Annotated in this window: 22 protein-coding genes; 6 read left to right on the forward strand and 16 right to left on the reverse strand. The window is 70.9% G+C overall.

Annotation, left to right across the window (positions count from 1 at the left end):
* Positions 1 to 8: 8 nt before the first annotated feature.
* Together AS029_RS14510 and AS029_RS14515 are read right to left on the reverse strand one after the other, a co-directional pair.
* Positions 9 to 1,160: an AMP-binding protein gene (locus AS029_RS14510; RefSeq protein ID WP_058233316.1), complete on the reverse strand. Its 1,152-nt coding sequence runs from the start codon at positions 1,158 to 1,160 to the stop codon at positions 9 to 11.
* Positions 1,161 to 1,173: 13 nt separating this feature from the next.
* Positions 1,174 to 2,076, reverse strand: a complete 903-nt coding sequence (locus AS029_RS14515; RefSeq protein ID WP_058233317.1) for a 1,4-dihydroxy-2-naphthoyl-CoA synthase — start codon at positions 2,074 to 2,076, stop codon at positions 1,174 to 1,176.
* A gap of 138 nt (positions 2,077 to 2,214) precedes the next feature.
* Here AS029_RS14515 and AS029_RS14520 point away from each other — a divergent pair, with 138 nt between their 5' ends.
* Positions 2,215 to 2,397 (forward strand): hypothetical protein, encoded by a 183-nt coding sequence (locus AS029_RS14520; protein WP_058233318.1) that lies wholly within the window; start codon positions 2,215 to 2,217, stop codon positions 2,395 to 2,397.
* A gap of 49 nt (positions 2,398 to 2,446) precedes the next feature.
* On the opposite strand, the gene AS029_RS14525 is transcribed toward AS029_RS14520, so the two are convergent.
* Entirely contained in the window at positions 2,447 to 3,244 is a 798-nt protein-coding gene (locus tag AS029_RS14525) for an LLM class F420-dependent oxidoreductase (RefSeq protein WP_058233319.1), read from the reverse strand.
* Between the two features lie 56 nt (positions 3,245 to 3,300).
* Between AS029_RS14525 and AS029_RS14530 the strand changes: the two genes are divergently transcribed.
* Positions 3,301 to 4,293 carry an o-succinylbenzoate synthase gene (locus tag AS029_RS14530; RefSeq protein ID WP_058233416.1) on the forward strand — a complete coding sequence of 331 codons (993 nt, stop codon included), beginning with the start codon at positions 3,301 to 3,303 and terminating at the stop codon, positions 4,291 to 4,293.
* Between the two features lie 42 nt (positions 4,294 to 4,335).
* On the opposite strand, the gene AS029_RS14535 is transcribed toward AS029_RS14530, so the two are convergent.
* Complete coding sequence (locus AS029_RS14535; RefSeq protein ID WP_058233320.1) at positions 4,336 to 4,956, reverse strand: TetR/AcrR family transcriptional regulator; 621 nt, start codon at positions 4,954 to 4,956, stop codon at positions 4,336 to 4,338.
* 117 nt (positions 4,957 to 5,073) lie between these two features.
* Between AS029_RS14535 and AS029_RS14540 the strand changes: the two genes are divergently transcribed.
* Both AS029_RS14540 and AS029_RS14545 read left to right on the forward strand, forming a co-directional pair.
* Positions 5,074 to 7,968 carry an MMPL family transporter gene (locus tag AS029_RS14540; protein ID WP_058233417.1) on the forward strand — a complete coding sequence of 965 codons (2,895 nt, stop codon included), beginning with the start codon at positions 5,074 to 5,076 and terminating at the stop codon, positions 7,966 to 7,968.
* Positions 7,965 to 10,049 (forward strand): YhgE/Pip domain-containing protein, encoded by a 2,085-nt coding sequence (locus AS029_RS14545; RefSeq protein WP_058233321.1) that lies wholly within the window; start codon positions 7,965 to 7,967, stop codon positions 10,047 to 10,049. The genes AS029_RS14540 and AS029_RS14545 overlap by 4 nt, the downstream gene beginning before the upstream one ends.
* Before the next feature lie 525 nt (positions 10,050 to 10,574).
* On the opposite strand, the gene ccsB is transcribed toward AS029_RS14545, so the two are convergent.
* The 6 genes from ccsB to AS029_RS14575 form a co-directional block, all read right to left on the reverse strand.
* On the reverse strand, positions 10,575 to 11,579 hold the full coding sequence (gene ccsB / locus AS029_RS14550) for a c-type cytochrome biogenesis protein CcsB (protein ID WP_058233322.1): 1,005 nt from the start codon (positions 11,577 to 11,579) through the stop codon (positions 10,575 to 10,577).
* A 4-nt stretch (positions 11,580 to 11,583) separates the two neighbouring features.
* Positions 11,584 to 13,284: a cytochrome c biogenesis protein ResB gene (gene resB, locus AS029_RS14555; RefSeq protein WP_058233323.1), complete on the reverse strand. Its 1,701-nt coding sequence runs from the start codon at positions 13,282 to 13,284 to the stop codon at positions 11,584 to 11,586.
* Complete coding sequence (locus AS029_RS14560) at positions 13,265 to 14,014, reverse strand: cytochrome c biogenesis CcdA family protein (protein ID WP_058233324.1); 750 nt, start codon at positions 14,012 to 14,014, stop codon at positions 13,265 to 13,267. The genes resB and AS029_RS14560 overlap by 20 nt, the downstream gene beginning before the upstream one ends.
* Positions 14,011 to 14,616: a TlpA family protein disulfide reductase gene (locus tag AS029_RS14565; protein ID WP_058233325.1), complete on the reverse strand. Its 606-nt coding sequence runs from the start codon at positions 14,614 to 14,616 to the stop codon at positions 14,011 to 14,013. Before AS029_RS14565 ends, AS029_RS14560 begins: the two co-directional genes overlap by 4 nt.
* Positions 14,616 to 15,260, reverse strand: a complete 645-nt coding sequence (locus AS029_RS14570; RefSeq protein WP_058233326.1) for a histidine phosphatase family protein — start codon at positions 15,258 to 15,260, stop codon at positions 14,616 to 14,618. The genes AS029_RS14565 and AS029_RS14570 overlap by 1 nt, the downstream gene beginning before the upstream one ends.
* 79 nt (positions 15,261 to 15,339) lie before the next feature.
* Positions 15,340 to 16,029: a DedA family protein gene (locus tag AS029_RS14575; RefSeq protein WP_139168140.1), complete on the reverse strand. Its 690-nt coding sequence runs from the start codon at positions 16,027 to 16,029 to the stop codon at positions 15,340 to 15,342.
* Between the two features lie 204 nt (positions 16,030 to 16,233).
* Here AS029_RS14575 and aspS point away from each other — a divergent pair, with 204 nt between their 5' ends.
* Both aspS and AS029_RS14585 read left to right on the forward strand, forming a co-directional pair.
* Positions 16,234 to 17,592 (forward strand): aspartate--tRNA(Asn) ligase, encoded by a 1,359-nt coding sequence (gene aspS / locus AS029_RS14580; RefSeq protein WP_058233327.1) that lies wholly within the window; start codon positions 16,234 to 16,236, stop codon positions 17,590 to 17,592.
* 139 nt (positions 17,593 to 17,731) lie between these two features.
* Entirely contained in the window at positions 17,732 to 18,793 is a 1,062-nt protein-coding gene (locus AS029_RS14585) for an ABC transporter ATP-binding protein (RefSeq protein WP_058233328.1), read from the forward strand.
* A gap of 11 nt (positions 18,794 to 18,804) precedes the next feature.
* Here AS029_RS14585 and AS029_RS14590 read toward each other — a convergent pair whose 3' ends face one another.
* The 6 genes from AS029_RS14590 to AS029_RS14610 form a co-directional block, all read right to left on the reverse strand.
* Positions 18,805 to 19,107 (reverse strand): Dabb family protein, encoded by a 303-nt coding sequence (locus AS029_RS14590; RefSeq protein WP_058233329.1) that lies wholly within the window; start codon positions 19,105 to 19,107, stop codon positions 18,805 to 18,807.
* Positions 19,104 to 19,382 (reverse strand): glutaredoxin family protein, encoded by a 279-nt coding sequence (locus AS029_RS14595; protein WP_058233330.1) that lies wholly within the window; start codon positions 19,380 to 19,382, stop codon positions 19,104 to 19,106. Before AS029_RS14595 ends, AS029_RS14590 begins: the two co-directional genes overlap by 4 nt.
* Positions 19,383 to 19,410: 28 nt before the next feature.
* The gene (locus AS029_RS14600; RefSeq protein ID WP_058233331.1) at positions 19,411 to 19,704 is read right to left on the reverse strand and encodes a rhodanese-like domain-containing protein; all 294 of its coding nucleotides are present in this window, start codon (positions 19,702 to 19,704) and stop codon (positions 19,411 to 19,413) included.
* Between the two features lie 101 nt (positions 19,705 to 19,805).
* The gene (locus AS029_RS17030) at positions 19,806 to 19,904 is read right to left on the reverse strand and encodes a 30S ribosomal protein bS22 (RefSeq protein WP_003792170.1); all 99 of its coding nucleotides are present in this window, start codon (positions 19,902 to 19,904) and stop codon (positions 19,806 to 19,808) included.
* Positions 19,905 to 19,987: 83 nt separating this feature from the next.
* Positions 19,988 to 20,179, reverse strand: coding sequence for a helix-turn-helix domain-containing protein (locus AS029_RS14605; RefSeq protein WP_055839125.1), 192 nt, complete (start codon positions 20,177 to 20,179; stop codon positions 19,988 to 19,990).
* 128 nt (positions 20,180 to 20,307) lie between these two features.
* A complete protein-coding gene (locus tag AS029_RS14610; protein ID WP_058233332.1) occupies positions 20,308 to 20,703 on the reverse strand; it encodes an ArsR/SmtB family transcription factor in 396 nt (131 codons plus the stop codon).
* Between the last annotated feature and the right edge of the window lie 45 nt (positions 20,704 to 20,748).

The raw sequence follows: 20,748 nt of genomic DNA on the forward strand, positions 1-20,748 counted from the left end.
GGGTCATCCTATGCCCGCGGGTTCTGCGCGAGCGTGTCGCGCAGCGTCGCCCGGTCGGGCTTGCCTGACGCGAGGGTGGGCATCTCATCGACGGCCACCACGCGTGCCGGACGCGCGGGAGCACCCACCGCCCGGGCCACGGCCTCACGCACGGCGGTGAGCACGGTCGGCTCGTCGGCAGCGGCGAGCCCGGGCACCACGACGGCGGATCCCTGGCCCCACGCGGCATCCGGAATCGGCACCACCACGGCGGACGCCAGGCCCGGGATGCCACGGACGGCGGCCTCGACCCGGTCGAGCGACACGTTCACGCCGCCCGAGACGATGACGTTGTCGAGACGTCCGGTCACGTGCAGCACGCCGTCGACGATCTCGCCCCCGTCGCCCGTGCGGTACCAGCGCGTGCCGTCGGCGTCGACGGGGAAGACGGATGCCGTGCGCGCGGGGTCGCCGAGATACCCCTCGGCGAGCGTCGGGCCCGACAGCTGCACCTCGCCGTCGATCAGGCGCATGCCGACGCCGTCGAGCGGAACGCCGTCGTAGACGCAGCCGCCGCTGGTCTCGCTCGAGCCGTAGGTGCGCACGATGCGGACGCCGGCCGCCTCCGCGCGCTCGCGTACCGCGGGCGCGAGCGCCTGGCCGCCGATCAGGATGGCCTCGAACGAGCGCAGCGCGCGGGCGACGTCGGCATCGTGCTCGGCGGCATCCAAAAGCCTCTGCAACTGCGCGGGGACGAGTGAGGTGAAGCTCGGCACGCGTGCGCCGTCGACATGGGATGCCATGCCGAGAGCGGCCGCGGCGAACGGCTCGGGACGGAAGGGGCCGGCGACGATCGCCGGTTCGCGATCGGCGAGGAGCGCCCGCACGATGACCTGGACGCCCGCGACGTAGGCAGCGGGGACGGCGAGCAGCCACGCGCCCTCGCCGAGGCGCGCGGCCGTGGCGTAGGCGCTGCTGATGAGCGCGTTGCGGCTGAGCACGACGGATTTCGGCACGCCGGTCGAACCCGAGGTGGTCACCACGGCGGCTGTTCCCGCGGGCGCCTCGTCGGGCAGATCGGCTCCGCCCAGGGCGACCGCCGGACCCGCGCCGAGGACGGCGGCCCGCAGCGCCCGCACGACGTCGCGCGGATCACCGGATGCCGCGGGCGCGAGCCTCATGCGCCGAGGCCGCTCAGAAGTGCCACGGCACGCCCGACCAGTCGGGGTCGCGCTTTTCGAGGAACGAGTCGCGGCCCTCCGCGGCTTCGTCCGTGCCGTAGGCGAGGCGCGTGGCCTCACCGGCGAAGAGCTGCTGACCCACCAGGCCGTCGTCGACGGCGTTGAAGGCGTACTTCAGCATGCGGATCGCCGTGGGTGACTTCGTGAGGATGGTGCGGGCCATCGCGAGGGCCTCGCGCTCGAGGTCGACGTGCGGCACGACGCGGTTGACGGCGCCCATCTCGTACGCGCGCTCGGCGGAGTACTCCTCGGCCAGGAAGAAGATCTCGCGCGCGAACTTCTGCCCGATCTGACGGGCGAAGTACGCGGAGCCGTACCCGGCGTCGAAGGAGCCGACATCGGCATCGGTCTGTTTGAAACGGCCGTGCTCGGCGCTCGCGATGGACAGGTCGCAGACGACGTTCAGCGAGTGTCCCCCACCCGCGGCCCAGCCGGGGACCACGGCGATGACGACCTTCGGCATGAAGCGGATGAGGCGCTGCACCTCGAGGATGTGCAGGCGCCCCGCGCGGCCCGGATCGTGCACCGCGGTCTCGTCGTGCGAGTACTTGTAGCCGTCGCGTCCGCGGATCCTCTGGTCGCCGCCGGAGCAGAAGGCCCACCCGCCGTCCTTCGGGCTGGGCCCGTTACCGGTGAGCAGCACGACGCCGATGCGGTGGTCCTGTCGCGCGATGTCGAGAGCGCGGTAGAGCTCGTCGACCGTGTGCGGCCGGAAGGCGTTGCGCACCTCCGGACGGTCGAAGGCGATGCGGGCGATGCGCCCGTCGTGGGTGACGTGGGCGGTGATGTCGGTGTAGTCCGCGGCGCCGGGCGCCAGGGTCCACTCCGCGGGGTCGAACAGCTCGGAGACGGTCACCCGATCAGCCTAGATCGCGGTCGACGTGTGAGGACCGCCACGCGTCGCCGTGCCGCGGGGGTCTCTGACGCGCCGTCTCGCCGGATCCATCGACGCGGGCGCCGCGTGCGCATAGCCTGGACGCCCCCGACGATGGGAATGAGCATGGCGAAGAAGATGTCGGTCCTCGGCCGGATCCGCGAGTACTTCGTGGGCGCGCCACCGTCGCACGAGGATGCCGAACAGGCGCGCCAGTCGGCGTTGCGTCAGGCGAGCACGAACAGGTATCGGGGTGAGGCCGAGCGGTTCACGTCGGGCGGCGGAGGAAGCGGGTCGATCTGACCCCTGCCGCCCCGAACCCGTCCTTCGACGGTCGCGACGGTGGCCCGGCTCAGGCGTTCTTGCCGTCGCGCCAGGTGAGCCAGCGCTCGATGAGCGAGTAGTCCCAGTCGGGACCCGAGAAGCCGAGCGTGAACAGACGGGTGCCTGCGTCGTAGAGGGCGTCGGCGACGGACTCGTCGCGGTCTTTGAGCTCGTTCGAGACGACGAGACCCGACAGATCGCGCCCCTCGGTGCCGGCCCAGTTCTCGATCACGCCGAGCTTGTGCGGCAGCTCGTCGGGGGTGACGAAGCTGTGCCAGATGTCGGCCTGACGGGCGACGATGCGGAGGGTCTTCTGCTCGCCCTTGCCGCCGATCATGACGGGGATCTTGCGAGTGGGCGCGGGGTTGAGCTTCCCCCATCGCTCGACGACGCGGTCGAGGTCGGTCGCGAGCGCGTTCAGACGGGATCCTGCGGTGCCGAAGTCGTAGCCGTACTCGTCGTAGTCGCGCTGGAACCAGCCCGACCCGGTGCCGAAGATAAAGCGGCCGGTGTCGCCGCCCTTCTTGCTGATGTGGTCGATCGTGCGGGCCATGTCGGCCTGCAGGTCGGCACCGCGATAGCTGTTGCAGTTGACCAACGCCCCGAACTCGACGCGCTCGGTCTGCTCGGCCCACGCCGCCAGCATCGTCCACGACTCGAAGTGCTCGCCGTCGGGGTCGCCGTACAGGGGGAAGAAGTGATCCCAATTGAACAGGATGTCGACCCCCATCTCTTCGAGACGGAAGACGGCGTCGCGGATGTCGGAGTACTGCACGTGCTGCGGCTGGATCTGGACGCCGAGCCGGACCGGGGTGTCGAGGAGCATGCGGCAAGCCTATTCCGGCCCTCCGACACCCGGGCCAGGATGGGGGGATGAGCTCCATGCCCCTCCCCCCGCTCGCCGACGTGCTCGCGACGGCGCGGGTCGTCGCCCTCCCCCTCGCGGTGCGTTTCCGCGGAGTCACGACGCGCGAGGCCGTCGTCTTCGAGGGGCCGCGCGGATGGACGGAGTTCTCCCCGTTCCTCGAGTACGACGACGCGGAGGCGGCGACCTGGCTCGCCGGCTCTTTCGACTTCGGATGGAACCCCGCACCGCCGGCGCTGCGCGAGACCGTCGCGGTCAACGCCACGATGCCCGCCGTCGCGGCATCCGAGGTTCCTCGCATCCTGGCTCGGTACGACGGATGCCGCACGGTCAAGGTGAAGGTGGCCGAGGCGGGGCAGACCCTCGCCGACGATGTCGCGAGAGTGCGGGCGGTCCGCGAGGCGGTGGGCCCCGAGGGGCGCGTGCGCGTCGACGCCAACGCCGCGTGGAACCTCGACGAGGCGGAACGGGCCGTGCACGCCCTCGCCGAGTTCGACCTGGAGTACGTCGAACAGCCGTGCGCCGAGATCGATGAGCTCGCCCAGCTGCGCGAGCGCATCGCCTATCTCGACATCCCCGTCGCCGCCGACGAGAGCGTGCGCAAGGCCGTCGACCCGCTGCGGGTCGCCCGTGCGGGGGCGGCCGACCTGCTGGTGATCAAGGCGCAGCCCCTCGGCGGCGTGCACGCCGCGCTCGACATCGTGGCGCGGGCGGGGCTGCCCGCGGTTGTCTCCAGCGCCCTCGACACCTCGATCGGGCTGGCGATGGGCGCGACGCTGGCGGCGGCGCTGCCCGGCCTCGATTACGACTGCGGTCTGGGCACCGCGTCGTTGTTCACGACCGACGTCGTGGCATCCCCCCTGGTCGCGCGCGAAGGCGTCCTGACACTCGACCGCCCCCGGCCGTCGTCCGCGGAGCTCGACCGCGTGAGCGCCGCCGACGACCGCCGCGACTGGTGGCTCGAGCGCCTGCGCCGCTGTCACACGCTGCTGGAGCGCACGGCGAGATGAGCTGTCGGCTCGGGCGCACCCGGGTGCCGCGCTCGGCGGGCATCACTCGAGGATGAGCCCGACCACCTGCGACAACCGCTCGGCGAGCCCCGACCGGGACTCCGCCGGCGCCTGACGGGTGAGGAGCGCCGTCTCGGAGGTGGAGATCCAGACCGAGAGCAGCAGCTCCGTCGCGACGTCCGCCGGCAGCCGCAGCGACAGTCCGCGTGCGTCGGCGATGTCGCGCACGAGCTGCGTGACGCTCTCGCCCAGACCCCGGTTGAGGGCGAGATACGCCTCGGCGAAGCCCGGGTTGCGCAGGGCCTGCAGACGCGTCTCTGCACCCAGGAGCACGTCGAGCCGGTCTTCCCCGGTCGCCTCGAGCACCTCCTGCACCAGCTGCATGACGTCGCCCGCCGTCTCGAGGCCGCGATCCTCGATGGACGTCACGCGCTCGCGCACCGCCGCGATGGTGGTCTCGGCCGATCGCGCGCAGAGCGCCAGGAAGAGCTCCTCTTTCGAGGCGAAGTTCGAGTAGAAGGCGCCGCGGGTGAATCCGGCGCGCTCGCACACGGCCTCGACGGACGCCGCGTCGATGCCGACCTCGGCGAACATCTCCGCGGCCGCGTCCATCAGACGGGTACGCGTGTTCTCGCGCCGACGCGATGGGGCGATGTCGGTCATCCGCGACCTCCTGTTCACGGGATGGATCCAGGTTCGATCCTCCCTTACCGCACTACGATACATTGATGTATCCGATACGGTGATGTATCGACCCGTTCACCGATCGTGGGAGCCGCCGTGTCGACATACCTCTACAGCCTGGGTCGCTGGTCGTTCCGCCACCCGTGGCGGGTGGTGACCGCCTGGTTGCTCATCGTCGTCATCGCCGGGGGTGGGGTCGCGCTCTTCGCCAAGGGCACCGACAACACCTTCACGATCCCTGGAACGGAGTCGCAGGCCGGCCTCGAGATGCTGGAGCGCACGTTCCCCCAGGTCAGCGGCGCGAGCGCCGAGATCATCGTGGTCGCGGCCGACGGCGCGAGCGTGCGCGAGCAGGCCTACCAGCAGGCCATCGCCACGACGACCGCCGACATCGCGAAGCTCGACTTCGTCGAGGCCGTCACCGACCCGTACGACGCGCGCATCGCCGGCGGCGTCGCCGACGACGATCGCGCCGCCATCGTGCGCATCCAGTTCTCCGGCGAGGCGACGGCCGTGCCGCAGGCCACCGAAGACGGCCTGCGCGAAGCGGCGACCGCGCTCGGATCGGCGCTGCCGACGGGATCGCAGGCCGTGCTGGGCGGCCAACTGTTCGCGACCGAGATCCCCGGCGCCTCCCTCACCGAGGCGCTCGGCGTTCTGATCGCCGCGCTCGTGCTCATGGTGACGTTCCGCTCGTTCCTGGTGGCCGGCATGCCGCTGGCCACCGCGATCCTCGGCGTGGCGCTCTCGGTCGGGCTCATCTTCATCGCGACGGGGTTCGCGACCGTGTCGGCGACGACGCCGCTGTTGGCGGTCATGCTGGGTTTGGCGGTCGGCATCGACTACGCCCTCTTCATCGTGTCGCGACATCAAGACCAGACGAGAGCCGGGATGGACCCCGAGGAGTCCACCGCGCGCGCGGTGGGCACGGCCGGTTCGGCCGTCGTCTTCGCGGGGATCACGGTGTTGATCGCCCTCATCGGTCTCGGTTTCGCCGGCATCCCGTTCCTGACGACCATGGGCATCGCCGCCTCCGTCGCCGTCGCGATCGCCGTGTGCGTCGGCCTGACGCTCACCCCGGCGCTACTCGGCTTCGCCGGTCGCCGCGTGGTGGGGTGGGGTCACACGCGCCCGCGTTCGTCGCGTCGCCGCCGCGAGATGTCGGCGCAAGAAGACGCCGACGCTCTCGCCGAAGCCGCCCGGGAGCGCGAGGCGAAGGCCGCGGCCTCGGCCGCGCGGGCCGAACGCAACGGTCCCGCGAAGCGGTGGGTCGGTCTGGTGACCCGGCACCCGGTGGTCACGACCGTCGCCGTTGTCGCGATCCTGGGCACGACCGCCATCCCCGCCGCGTCGCTGGCGCTGACGCTGCCGAACGCCGGGCAGCTACCCGAGGGCGACGAGGCGCGCGTCGCGTACGAACTCACCGACGAGTACTTCGGCCCGGGCGCGAACGGTCCGCTCATCATGACCGGAACGATCGTCACCTCGAACGACCCGTTGACGCTCATGACCGACATCGGCGACGAGATCGCCAAGATCCCCGGTGTGGCCGAGGTCGCCCTGGCGACGCCGAACGAGACGGCCGACACGGGCATCGTGCAGATCGTGCCAGAGACCGCTCCCGACGACCCTCGCACGGCCGACCTCGTCCGCGAACTCCGGGCGCAAGAGAACCGGCTGTTCGACGAGTTCGGCGTGCGGCTGCTCGTCACCGGATACACCGCCGTGACCATCGACATCTCCGATCAGCTCGGGGCGGCACTGCTGCCGTTCGGCCTCTTCGTGGTGGGGCTGTCACTCGTGTTGCTGATGGTCGTGTTCCGCTCGATCTGGGTGCCGCTCACCGCCGCCGGGGGCTACCTGCTGTCGGTCGCCGCCTCGTTCGGCGTCGTGGCCGCCGTGTTCGAGTGGGGCTGGTTCGCCGACGCCCTGCACGTGGCGAAGGTCGGGCCCATCATCAGCTTCATGCCGATCGTCGTCATGGGCGTGCTGTTCGGCTTGGCGATGGATTATCAGGTGTTCCTCGTCTCGCGCATGCGTGAAGACTTCGTGCACGCCGACCGCGAGGGCCGAACGCCGCGCGAGGTGGCTCTCGGCGCCGTCCGCAGTGGCTTCGCGGCATCCGCCCGCGTCGTCGTCGCGGCCGCCGTGATCATGTTCGCCGTGTTCGTGGCGTTCGTTCCCGAGGGCGACTCGAGCCTCAAGCCGATCGCCCTGGGCTTGGCCGTGGGCGTCGCGGTCGATGCGTTCCTCGTGCGTATGACGCTCGTCCCCGCCATCCTCGCGCTGCTCGGCGCGAAGGCGTGGTGGATGCCGCGCTGGCTCGACCGCCTGCTGCCCAAGCTCGATGTCGAGGGCGAGGCCGTCGAACGCGAGGTGCGCCTGGCGGACTGGCCGTCGGAACCCGACATGGCCATCGCCGCCGACGACCTGCGCACCACGGTCCCCTCCGACGCCGCGCAGCCTGTGTTCCGCGACGTGACGCTGCGCGTCGGCGTCGGCGGCACGTTGCTCGTGACGGGTGAGACGCGCACCACGCGCACTCTTCTCTTGGCCCTCGCCGGTCGCCTGTCCGAGATCGAGGGCAATCTGCGCGTCGACGGATCGCTGGTGCCCGAGCGCGCCGGCGCCGTGCGCGCCCGCGTCGGCGTCGCCCTGCTCGACGACCCCTCGACCGCCGAGGCGGAGGTCGCCCAGGCCATCGCGCGCGGAACGCGCATCGTGGTCGTCTCCGATATCGACCGCCTCGACGACGACGCCCGAGACGACGTCGCCCGGGTGCTGCGTCGTGCGGCACTCGAGGCGCACGAACGGTCCGACGACGCCTCCTCGCCCATGACGCTGGTGGTGTCGGCCCGCGACGAGCGCCGCGCGCTCGCGCTGCTCGCCGAGGCCCAGCGCCCCGATGTCCAGTCGCTCGCGTTGCCCACCCCGCGTCGGCACCAGCCCGAACCCGAAACCTTCGCCGATCTCTCCGAGGTGTTCGCATGACACTCCCCGTCGAGCGCTCCCGCTCGCGCCGCCCCGTCACCTGGCTGACGCTCATCGGCGTGCTCCTGCTCCCCGCCGTCATCGGCGGCATCCTGGTCGGTGCGCTCTACGACCCCACCGACCGTCTCGACAACATCACCGCCGCGATCGTCAACGACGACAAGGCCGTCGAATTGAACGGTCAACCCGTGCCGCTCGGACGACAGTTGACCGGCGGCCTCGTCAAGGGCGCCTCCGATCAGCCGAGCAACATCGACTGGGTCATTTCGAACGATGAAGACGCCGCGGCGGGCCTCGCCGACGGCACCTACACCGCCGTCGTGACCATCCCCGAGAACTTCACGGCCGCCTCCCTCTCGACCCGGCCGGGTGAGACCCCCGAGAAGGCGACCATCGACGTGCAGACGGCTCCCGGCGCGCGGGTCGTCGACGGTGCCATCACCGCCACCCTCGCGTCCACCGCGTCGAGCGTCTACGGCAGTGAGCTGTCGTCGCAGTACCTCAAGAACGTGTTCCTGGGATTCACGTCGCTCAGCGACCAGCTCGGGCAGGCGGCGAGCGGAGCGCATCAGCTCGCCGACGGCGCGCGTCAGGCCGCCGACGGGGCCACCGGCCTGAGTGACGGACTCGGGCAGCTGTCGAGCGGCGCGACCGGCCTGGCCGACGGCGCCTCGCAGCTCGCCGCGGGCGCGGGGCCGCTCGCCGACGGCGCGAGTCAGCTCGCGACGGGAGCGGGCGCGCTGGCGGGCGGCACGCGCGAAGCGGCGGCGGGTGTCGACAAGCTCGCCGCGGGCGCCGACGGCATCGCCGCGGGCAATCAGCAGCTCGCCACGCAGGTCAACGGCCTCGCCGATCGGATTCCTCCGCAGTTCGCCACAGACGCCGAGAAGCTCGCGCAAGCCGCGCCGCAGGTGAACACCGCGTTGGTCGACGCGGCAGCGGCCCTGCGAAAGGCGGCCGAGGAGTGCACCGGCACCCCCGAGCAATGCCAGGTGCTGCGCGACGCCTCGACCAAGGCCGACGAAGCACTCCCCCAGGCGACGCAGACCGTGACCCGCATCGGTGACCTCGCCGGTCAGGCGGCGCAGCTCCCGGCCGGCATCCGCGCCATCGCCGACGCCAACCAGCAGCTCGCCGACGGCTCCACCGGTCTCGCCGGCGGAGCCCGCGAAGCGGCAGCCGGTCTGGGCACGATCGCCGGCGGCATCGACGGGCTCGCCGGAGGTGCGACGCAGCTCGCCGACGGCGCACGCCAGTTCGGCACCGGGGCGGCGGCGCTGTCATCCGGGGCCGGGCAGCTGGCATCCGGGGCATCGGACGCCGAGACGGGTGCGGCCCAACTGGCCGACGGCGTCGGTCAGGTGGCATCCGGAACCTCGTCGCTCGCGGACGGTCTCGACACCGCCGTCGCACAACTACCGACCTATACCGACGCGCAGGCGACGACCCTCGCCGATGTCGTCGCGGATCCCGTGTCGGCGACCGGCGTGAGCACCTCCCTGTTCGGCCTCGCGGCCGTCCCCCTGCTGGCCATGGCGGTGCTCTGGTTCGGTGGGCTGGCGTCGTTCGTGGCCTTCCAAGCGGTGTCGGCGCGCGCTCTCACCAGCCGACGTCCCTCCGCGCTCATCGCAATGCGCGGGTACCTGCCAGCGGCAGGCGTCGGGGCGGCGCAGGGCCTTCTGGTCGCGGCCGTGGTGCAAGTGGCATCCCGCTACGACTGGGGCGACTGGGCGCTCTTCGCCCTCATCTGCATCGCCGCGGGCATCGCCTTCGCCGCCGTGCATCAGGCGCTGGTGGCCGTGTTCGGTGGAGCCGGCCGCTGGGTCGCTGCGGTGATCGGAGCGTTGGCGCTGGGAGCGACGATCGTGTCGACGGTGCCGCCCGCCCTGGCGGCCGTCGCCGCGCTGATGCCCACCGCCCCGGTGTACGACGCGATGCTCGGCGCCCTGTCGTCGTCCGGAGGCGTCGCCGCGGGGGTCGTCGGGCTGGTGGTGTGGGCGTTGCTGGCGCTGATCGTCACGACGCTGATCGTGGCGCGGCGCCGCACGACGTCCGCCAAGGCCGCCACCCAGCCCGCGTGAGCCTGGCGCGGCGCCGCACGACGTCCGCCAAGGCCGCCACCCAGCCCGCGTGAGCCTGGAGCGGCGCCGCACGACGTCCGCGAAGGGCCGCCACCGAGACCGCGTGATCGTGGCGGGTCGCCGCACGACGTCTACGACGGCCGCCACCCGGCCCGCGTGAGCCTGGCGCGGCGCCGCACGACGCCTACGACGGCCGCCACCCGGCCCGCGTGAGGTCGGGCGGCATCACGCCGCGATCATCCGTCGGGCGTGGGCGACACGCGGCACACCGCTTACGCACAGGGCACGCCCGGGCCACGCCCAGCGCCCCGCGCCCCGCACCCCGCGAACAGCCACGCCCGATGCACGATCACGCCCCCACCCCGCGCCCCGCGAACAGCCACGCCCGATGCACGACCACGCCCCGGCGCCCCGCCCCGCCCGAACGGCCACGCCCGATGCGTGACCGCGCCCCGCGCGGCGCCCCGCTCACGAAGAGGGCCCGCCCGGCGGCAGCCGGACGGGCCCTCTCGGGAACGCACCGCCTTACGTCGTCAGGCCGCTGTAGGCGTGCAGCCCCTTGAAGAACACGTTGACGATGGTGAAGTTGAACAGCACGGCGGTGAAGCCGATGATCGACAGCCAGGCCGAGCGGGTACCGCGCCACCCGCGCGTCGCACGCGCGTGGATGTAGCCGGCGTACAGCACCCAGATGACGAAGGTCCAGACTTCCTTGGTATCGAAGCCCCAGAAGCGACCCCATGCGTCGTTCGCCCAGATGGATCCGGCGATGAGGGTGAAGGTCCAGAAGATGAAGCCCACGATGGCGAAGCGGTAGGCGAGCGATTCCAGCGCGTCGGCGTTCGGCACCGTGCGCAGGAAGCTGCGCTTCGGCTCGGCATCCGCCGGCGCCTCGGCGAGCTTGCGCTCACGACGCGTCTGAATCAGCTGCACCACCGACAGGCCGAACGCCAGGGCGAACAGCGCCGTCGCGAGGCTCGCGACGAACACGTGCACGACGAGCCACACCGACTTCAACGGGTCGGCCAGCGGCACCACCTCGACGTGGAAGGCGAGCGTCGCCCCGCCCAGCAGCAGCACCGCCAGGCCTGTCATGAGCGAGCCGAGGAAGCGCAGGTCGTAGCGCGTCAGCACCGCGAGGTAGACGGCGACGATTAGCAGCAGACCCGTGAGCGCGAACTCGTACATGTTCGACCACGGCACGCGCTCGGCGGCGATGCCGCGCAGCACCGTCGCGACCAGATGGAACACGAACCCGAGCGCCGTCAGCACCGTACCCAGTCGGGCCCATAGGTACCGGGGCTTCGAGGCCACGGATGCCGAAGACCCGGTGCCGGCCGAGATCACTCCCCCGCCGCCCGCGGTGACGAGCTCGCGTGCGACGACCTCGTCTTTCGCCTTCAGCGCGAGGTCGGAGCGGCGCGCCAGGTCGATCGCGTAGGCGATGAACGCGAGCACGTAGATCGCGACCGCCGTCCACACCAGGAGGAGGGAGATCTCATCGAGGAGAAGCGGGTCGGTTCCGGGCATGGTCTCAGTCTACTTTTCCGGTCTCGGGGTGGCTCTGGGGAGGGAGGGCGGCGCCGTGCTTCTCGGCGAGCTGCTCGACGGCGGCTGCGAGGGTCGGGTCTTCACCGCGGGCGAGGCCGGCGTACTCGATGCGCACGCCTCCCGCGTCGGGCGTCGCCTTGACCCACATGCGTCGGCGGGGCACGAAGAGCGCGGCGAGCAGGCCGAACAGGGCGAGCAGGGCGAAGGCGAGCACCCAGGGACCGGCCAGATCGCGGTGGATGGAGAGTGATGCAAAACGCTTGACCGAACCGTCGTAGCCCGAGGCCCCCGCCGGCGCCTCGTTCTCGAACGTGATCGTGCCGAGGCCGTTGGGGAGATCCTCGGTCTGGCCCGGCATCAGCTGGATCGCCGGATTGCCGCTGTCGCCGCCCGCGATCTGCGTCATGCCCGACGGGTCGAGGGTGTACACCGAGCGGGGCGTCCCGTCGTCGATGCCCAGGTCGCCCTCGTAGACGCGCAACGTCAGCACGGGGTACTCGAGATCGCCATAGGTCGAGGTGAGGGCGCCCGAGGGCAGCACGTCCATCGTCGGGTAGAAGAACCCGAGCAGCCCGAGTTGTTGCGGCAACCCGTCGGCCACCTTGATGACCCCGAGCGAGGTCATGTTGGCATCCTGGGGCAGGAACGCGACCGAGTCGTGGAACACCTCGCGCCCGTCGGCGTCTCGGATCGTCACGGTCGGGGCGTAGCCGTTGCCGAGCAGATACACGCGATCGCCCTGCACGTCGAGCGGGTGGTTGACGCGCACCTCGCCGTCCTGCGGATCGGCGCCCGGCGCCTGGGTCGTCACGTGCGCGACGAAGTCACCGGCCTGGCCGGAGCCGGGCTGGCCCGGCGGCACGTACGTCACGTCGAACTGGTCGAGCGTCATCGAGTAGGGCGAGAGGGTGTCGCCGTTGACGAAGCGGCCGGGGTTGAACGAGGAGTAGTCGAGCAGGCTGTTTGCGAACGCCTGGCCCTCGACGAGCACGCGCTGGCCGGTGTAGGTGAAGCCGCCGCCCACGCCCACCGCGATGAGCACACCGACGAGGGCGGCGTGGAACACGAGGTTGCCCGTCTCGCGCAGGTACCCGCGCTCCGCCGATACCGAGTAGCTGCCCCGCGCGTCGTAGCGCGCGACGCGGTAACCGCTCTTGCGCAGCTGCGCCGCGGCCGTGTCGACGGCGGCCGCCGCCGTGGCATCCGCCTCGCCGTCCACCGCGATCGTGCGGCTGCGGTGATCGTCGAGGCGCGACAGCCGCGCGGGCGTGCGCGGCGGCTGCGAGCGCAGGGCCTTCCAATGGTGCTTCGTGCGCGGCAGCACGCACCCGATCAGCGAGATGAACAGCAGCAGATAGATGGCCGAGAACCACGGCGAGGTGTACACGTCGAACAGGCTGAGCTTGTCGAGCACCGGCGCGAGATCGGGGTTGTCGGTGAAGTACTGCGTGACGCCGTTGGGATCGGCGCTGCGCTGCGGCACGAGCGAGCCCGGAACCGCGGCGATCGCGAGCAGCAGCAGCAGCACGAGGGCGGTGCGCATCGAGGTGAGCTGTCGCCAGCCCCAGCGCGCCCAGCCGATGACACCGAGGCGCGGTTGCGTGATCTCGTCGGAATCGGATGCCGGAGACGAGTCCGCGTGGTCGGAGGGACGCAGCACGCCGTCAGAGGGGGAGTTCGACACCGCTCATCACCCCCTGCAGCGACGACATCCAGGCACCCCAGACGCCGGTGACCATCGCGAGACCGAGCACCACGAGCAGCAGGCCGCCCACGATGTTCACCACCCGGATGTGGCGACGGATGAACGCGACCGAGCGCGTCGCCCACCCGAAGCCGAGGGCGAGAAGAAGGAACGGGATGCCGAGCCCCAGCGAATACGCCAACCCGAGCAGCGCGGCGCGGCCGGGGTCGCCGAGGTTGTACGACACCGAGATGATCGCCGCCAGCGTGGGTCCGATGCAGGGCGTCCAGCCGATGCCGAGGGCGATGCCCAGCAGCGGCGCGCCCACCAGGCCGAGGTTGCCCTTGGCCTGCAGCCGCACGGAGCGCTGGGCGATGCCGAACAGCCCGATGAACACGAGGCCCATGAGGATGATGACGACGCCGAGCACGCGCGTGATCACGTCGCCGTAGCGGATGAAGAAGGCGCCGGCCGTTCCGCCGAGCGCGTTGACGGCCATGAACACCACGGTGAAGCCGGCGATGAACAGCAGGGTCCCGCCCAGCAGCCGCCCGCGTCCCGGGGCGGATGCCGAGGCCCCGCGCGGCGCGACGGCACCACCGATGTAGCCGAGGTAGCCCGGCACGAGGGGCAGGACGCACGGCGACAGGAACGAGATGAGACCGGCGGCCAGGGCGACGGGGATAGCGATCCACAGCGCCCCGTCGAACACGAGCGCGCCCGGATTCACGCCTCCTCCGCGACCAGGGTGCGGACGATCGCCTCGAGGATCGACGCCTCGGGCAGCTCGCCCACGATACGGGCGGCGACGCGGCCCTGTTTGTCGAGCACCAGCGTCGTGGGGGTGGCGTTGATGGGGGTCTTGTCGGCGAACGCCAGCTTGAGCTCGGCGTCGTTCACGGCCAACGCACTCGGGTACGAGACGCCGTGGTCGCGCGCGAACGACTGGGCGGTCGACGCCTGGTCGTAGGTGTTGACGCCGAGGAACGCGACGTCCTGGCCTTGGAAGCTCTGGTACGCCTGCTCGAGACGCGGGGCCTCGATGATGCACGGACCGCAGGTCGCGTACCAGAAATTCACCACCAGCACCCTGCCGGCGTAGTCGGCGCTCGACACCGCATCACCGTTGTCGAGCGTGCCGGCGAAGTCGACGGGCTCGCCACGGTTCTCGGCAGGGATCTCCGCGGTCTGGAACCCGTTCGCGGCGATGTAACCCTTGTTGTCGCCTTCGCGATACTGCGCGGCGAGCGGGTCTTCCGAGCACGCGGCCAGACCCACGACGAGGGCGGCCGCGGCGAGGACGGACCCCGCGGCGGTAAGGATTCGGCGCATCACACGGCTCCTACGTCGACGGCTCCGGCGGTGCTCGCCGGCTCGGCGTACGCCACCTCGACCCAGCGCGTCGAGCCGTCGGCGCCGTCTCGCCGTTCGAAGCTCGTCACGCTCGACAGCGCGCACCGGCGCTTGCGGGGATCGTGGCGGGTGGGTTGGCGGGAGAGGGCGAGGTGGGTCACCCAGATCGGGAGCTGGTGCGAGACGACGACCACATCTCCCGAGGGGATCCGCTCCCAGGCGTCGGTCATGGCATCCGTCATCCGCGCGACGATGCGCTCGTACGGCTCGCCCCAGCTGGGCACGGCCGGGCGGCTCAGGTGACGCCAGTTCAGGGGGTTCGCCAGCGCCTGCTTCATGCGCCGCCCCTCGAAGACATTGGTGGGCTCGATCACGCGATCGTCGATGTACGCCTCGACACCGAACAGCTCGGTGAAGGGCTCCGACGACTCGCGCGTGCGCTGCAGCGGCGACACGACGAGCGCTCCGACCGGCCGGTCGAGGCCCTGCACGTACTCGGCGGCCTGACGGGCCATGCGACGGCCGTCGACGCTGAGACCGAATCCGGGGAGCCGACCGTAGAGCACGCGACGGGGGTTGTGAACCTCTCCGTGGCGCACGAGATGAAGGCGATCGGCGGGCACGATCCCAGTCTAGGCGCGGGTTCTGTGGTCTGACTGAGTCCGGATGCCGGTTGCCTCGACGTGGAGATAACCGCCCGGGTCAGGCATCCTTGCGCGCGGCGAGGAGCGATCGGATGCGGTTGTAGAGGAAAAGCGCCACCCCGATCCCGACCGCGGCGATGACCACGTACTGCAGGATCGAGGCGTACTCCTCGACGACGTGCCAGTTCTCGCCCAGCAGGTAGCCCGACAGCACGAAGATGGTGTTCCAGATGAGGCTGCCGGCGCCGGTGAGCAGGCCGAAGCGCCACATGGGCATCTTCGACACGCCCGCGGGAATCGAGATGAGGCTGCGGAAGATCGGGATCATGCGCCCGAAGAACACGGCCTTGCCGCCGTGGCGCTCGAACCAGGCCACCGTGCGGTCGACGTCTTCGGGGTGCAGCAGCGGCATCTTCGCGGCGAAGGCGCGCAGGCGCGCGGCCCCCAGCCAGCGGCCGAGGCCGTAGAGCATGAACGCTCCGACGACCGAGCCGATCGTCGTCCACAGCAGTGCCTCGAACAGCGTGAACGACCCGCGGCTCGCGGTCAGCCCCGCCATCGGCAACACGACCTCGCTGGGCAGCGGCGGGAAGAGGTTCTCGAGGGCAATGGCCACACCGGCGCCCACCGGGCCGATGATCTCCATCAGCGAGACGGTCCAGTCGGCGAGCGACGTGAGCCACGACTGGCCCTCCCCGGAGCCGGAGCTCGATCGCACGGGAGTGAGGGTGAGGGTGGTGTCGGTCATCGGGTGCCTTCGCGCGCTCGGTGATCGGCCGTCCGATCGGACGCCCGTTCCAGGCTAGGCCCGGTGCGTGCGAGGTTCCTGGGGGTTGCCCCCGAGCGGACCACCCTCCCGTGCGCGCTCCGCACGGCCGTCACGACCATCGGATGCCATGACGCCGTCGGCGGGCCGGGTGCCGCGCGACCCGCGCACGTAGGATGGTCGATCGTGAGCGAACGCGTCCTGGTCAACCAGCTGAAATCCCTTCCCGCCGGCCCCGTCGAGGTGTCGGGATGGGTCGAAACCGTGCGCGATCAGAAGAAGGTGCAGTTCGTCGTCCTCCGCGACGAGACCGGCGCGGTCCAGCTCGTGAACCCGGCGACGCGCCCCTCGGCCCCTTCGACAGACTCAGGGACCGACCCCGAGCAGGATGCCGCGGCCCTCGCGCTGACCGAGACGATCGGCGGACTCGCCACCGGCACGTTCCTGACCGTGCGCGGTGAGCTCAAGCACGACGAGCGCGTCAAGCTCGGCGGCGTCGAGATCAAGGTAGGCGAGCTGGTCATCGCCGCCGCCGCGAACCCCGAGACGCCGATCGCCGCCGACAGCAGTCCCGACAAGCGCATGGACTATCGCTTCATCGACCTGCGCCAGCGCCGCAACAACCTCATCTTCCGGGTGCAGACCACCCTCGAGCACGCCATGCGCACCTACTGGGTGGAGCGCGACTACATCGAGGTGCACTCCCCCAAGCTCATGGCATCCCCCTCCGAGAGCAACGCCGAGCTGTTCGAGGTGCCCTACTTCGAGGACAAGACGGCCTACCTCGCGCAGAGCCCGCAGTTCTTCAAGCAGATGGCGCAGGTCGCCGGCTTCGGCAAGATCTTCGAGATCGCGCCCGCGTTCCGCGCCGACCCCTCGTTCACCAGCCGTCACGCGACCGAGTTCACCTCGATCGACGCCGAGATCAGCTGGATCGACTCGCACGAAGACGTCGCGCGCATGCAGGAAGAGCTGCTGCACACGGCGTTCCAGGCCGTCGCCGACAAGCATGGCGCCGAGATCCAGGAGCTGTTCGGCGTCGAGGTGCAGGTGCCCGCGCTGCCGTTCCCCCGCATCCCCCTCGCCGCGGCGCGCGAGATCGTCGCGGCCCGGGGCTACGACATCCCGCGCACCGACGGCGACCTCGACCCCGAGGGCGAGCGTCAGATCGCCGCGCACGTTGCCGAGACGTTCGGGCACCAGTTCGTGTTCATCACCGACTACCACCCCGAGATCCGCGCGTTCTACCACATGCGCGACGAAGAGACCGGGCTGACCAAGTCGTACGATCTGCTGTTCAACGGCGTCGAGATCACCACCGGCGCGCAGCGCGAGCACCGCGTCGACGTGCTGATCGAGCAGGCGAAAGAGAAGGGTCTCGACCCCGAGCACCTCGACTTCTATCTGGACTTCTTCCGCTTCGGTGCCCCGCCGCACGGTGGATTCGGCATGGGCCTGGCCCGCGTGCTCATGCTGCTGCTGGGCGAGTCGTCGATCCGCGAAGTGACGTACCTCTTCCGCGGACCGACCCGCCTCGCGCCGTAACCGGCGCGCGGGCCTCGCCCGCGGCACGCCCGCCGCGCCGTCGTGGCCGCGTTCGCGGTCGCACAGGATTCGAGCGAACGACGCCCGGGGTTCACTCCCCGGGCGCTCGTGCGTCATCGGCGACGCCTAGCCTCGGGGCATGGTCGCCGTCACGCCCGTGGATCCCCCGGCATCCGCGCGCGAGCCGAGCGCCCGCGGATGGTCGATCAGTCTGCGCGGGGTGCGCCGCGATCGCGCCGGCGCGTGTGTGCTGCACGACATCGACCTCGATATCGGACCGGGCGGGATCGTGGCCGTCGTCGGACCGTCGGGATGCGGCGCCTCGACACTGCTGAGGCTGGTGACGGGCGCCGAACGCGCCGATGCCGGCACCGTGAGCGTCGACGGCCGCACCGGTGCCGCCGCGCCGCGCGTGCCCGAGGTGCGCGACCGGACGCCGCCCACTCGCCTCGGGCGAGCGACGGCCTCGGTGATCGCTGCGGCTCGCAACGCCGGCGCGGCCGACCCCGCGGCCGAGGCTCATCGCCTGCTGGCGTTGGTCGATCTTCGGACGGATGCCGGGCTCTCCCGGCTCGCACTCGGGGACCGTCAACGCTGGGCGCTGGCTCGCGTACTCGCCTCCCGTCCGCGCGCTCTGGTGCTCGACGATGCCCTGGCGGCGCTGCACACCGCCGCCCGGGCCGAGATCCGCGACCGTCTGGTGCGCGAACTGCGCAAGCTCGGGGCGACGACGCTCTGGGTCACGCGCGACACGACGGAGGCTGCGGCCGTGGCCGATGAGCTCGTCGTCATGGACGAGGGGCGGATCGTCGCCCGCGGGTGCCCCGACGATGTGTACGGGCGGGTGGCTGACGCCGCCGTCGCGGAGGTGCTCGGACCGGTCAGCATGGTGCCGGGAATCGTCGAGGGAACCGTCGTCGAGGTGTGGGGCCAGCGGCTCCCCCTCGCCCACGCCGCCCACGACGGTCACTGCGAGGTCGTTGTGCGTCCGGAGCACGTCGTCCTCATCGGCGCCGACGCACCGGGCACGGATGCCGTAGTAGAGCAGACGACCTTCCTCGGCAGCGTGCGGCGTTCCACCGTCCGCACGGTCGACGGCCGTCGCGTCCTCGTCGAGCACGCCGCGGAACACCGCCTGCATGATCACGCGCGTGTGCGCATCGCTCTCGCGCCGGTGCCGGCGACCGTGCTCGCCCGCTGACGGGCGGCGACTCAGAACGGGTAGTCGACGCAGGAGCGCTCGGCGACGACGGAACGCACGAACGCCGCCACCTCCTGATGCGCCGGGTGCACCTGATACCGCTCGAGGGCAGCGGCGTCGGCGAACTCGCTCACGAGCGCGACGTCCCAGTTCGACTGCGGGTTGACGACATTGCGCCCCACCTCGATGCGGTCGATCTCGTCGACGACGCCCTGCAGCGCCAGCAGCTTCTCGGCGATCTGCTCGGCGTGGAGGGCGCGGGTGTCGGCCTCGTCGGCCGCCAGCTTCCATAGGACGATGTGTCGGATGCTCACGCGGAGGCTCCTTCGGGATCGGCCGCGATCAACGCGGCACGCAGGCGGTCGGCCGAGACGCGCCAGTGCGCGTGCAACTCACCGTCGATGAGTACGACCGGGATCTTCTCCCACCACACGGCGTGCAGGGCCGGGTTGTCGGCGATCGAGGCCTGCTCGATGTCGACGCGCTCCGCGACGCGGGCCGGAAGGTCGGCGACGACCGTCTCGACGATCTGCTCGGCCACGTCGCACAGATGGCAGTCGGGCTTGCCGATCAGCGTGAGGGTGGTCACCTGACCATCCTAGGAGGAGACGACGAGGTCAGGCCTCGACGGCGTAGCCCGCCGCGACCCACTCCCCCGTGCCGCCCTCGACGTTCGTCACGTCGTGGCCACGTGCCGCGAGCGCCTCGGCGACGCGCGCCGAACGGCCGCCGATCTGGCAGATCACGTCGAACGGCTCTGCGGGCAGCTGGTCGAGGTGCTCGCCCAGCGTGGACATGGGCAGGTTGACCGCACCGGGCACGTGCCCCGCGGCGAACTCGTGCTCCTCGCGCACGTCGATGAGGGGACGTTCGCGTCCCGCGTGCAGATCGTGGACGGTGATGGACTGCATGCTTCCCTCCTGAGGGGACGAGCGGAACGCCGGCGCGGTCGAGGCGCGGCGCATACACGAAGCGCCCGTCGCTTCGGACAGGCGCTCGGTGTGGTGGCCGCTTACTTCTTGTTGCGGCGCTGGTGACGAGTCTTGCGAAGCAGCTTGCGGTGCTTCTTCTTCGCCATGCGCTTACGGCGCTTCTTGATGACAGAACCCACGGAAAACCTCACTAAGTCGGGGTCTGGGTGCCGATGTCGGCGCCCGGGAACACTAGGCGTTCGGAAAAAAGCCTCGGATCAGTCTAGCCGACGTCGGACACCGGTCGCTGCACGACCTCCGCGACGGCGGATTCGGGCACGCGATAGCTGCGGCCGAAGCGCACCGCGGGCAGTTCACCGGCGTGGACGAGCCGGTAGACGGTCATCTTCGACACGCGCATGAGCTCGGCGACCTCGGCGACCGTCAAGAACCGCACGTCCGGCAGCTCGGCCATCGTTCACCCCTCGATCCGGGTGGACTCACCCTCTGATGCTGACCACACTCTAGGGTCTGGCTGTGACGGCTGTAAACCGGTGGGTCGCGTGGGACGACCGGCCGGTCCGGATGCCGCAGCGCCGCGGATCAGCGGCCGGGGAGCTTGCGCAACGCGGTCGAGAACGAATGCTTGACCGACGCCGCCGCCCGGCCCACGACCTCGGCCGCATGCACCGCGGACTCGGGAAGCGCCGGCTCGTTCTCCTCTTCGATCGAGAAGAAGGGCACGAGCCAATCGTCGATCTCGTCGAGGGGCGCGACCGCGAGGCTGTAGTAGCGGTGCTGGCCGACCTCGCGCACGGTGACCAGCTCGGCTTCGCGGAGGACCTTGAGATGCTTCGACACCGTGGGTTGACTGACGCCGAGGGCCGCGACGATCTGCGACACGCTCGTGCCGCGTTCGCCACCGGTCGCCCGGTCGAGGAGCAGCTGAAGGATGTCGCGACGCGTCCCGTCAGCGATCACGTCGAAGATGTCCGCCATGGCATCAGATTAGCCAAGCCCCGGCCCGAGTACCATGATTCGGGT

The sequence above is a fragment of the Microbacterium enclense genome (genome assembly GCF_001456955.1).
GTDB lineage: Bacteria > Actinomycetota > Actinomycetes > Actinomycetales > Microbacteriaceae > Microbacterium > Microbacterium enclense.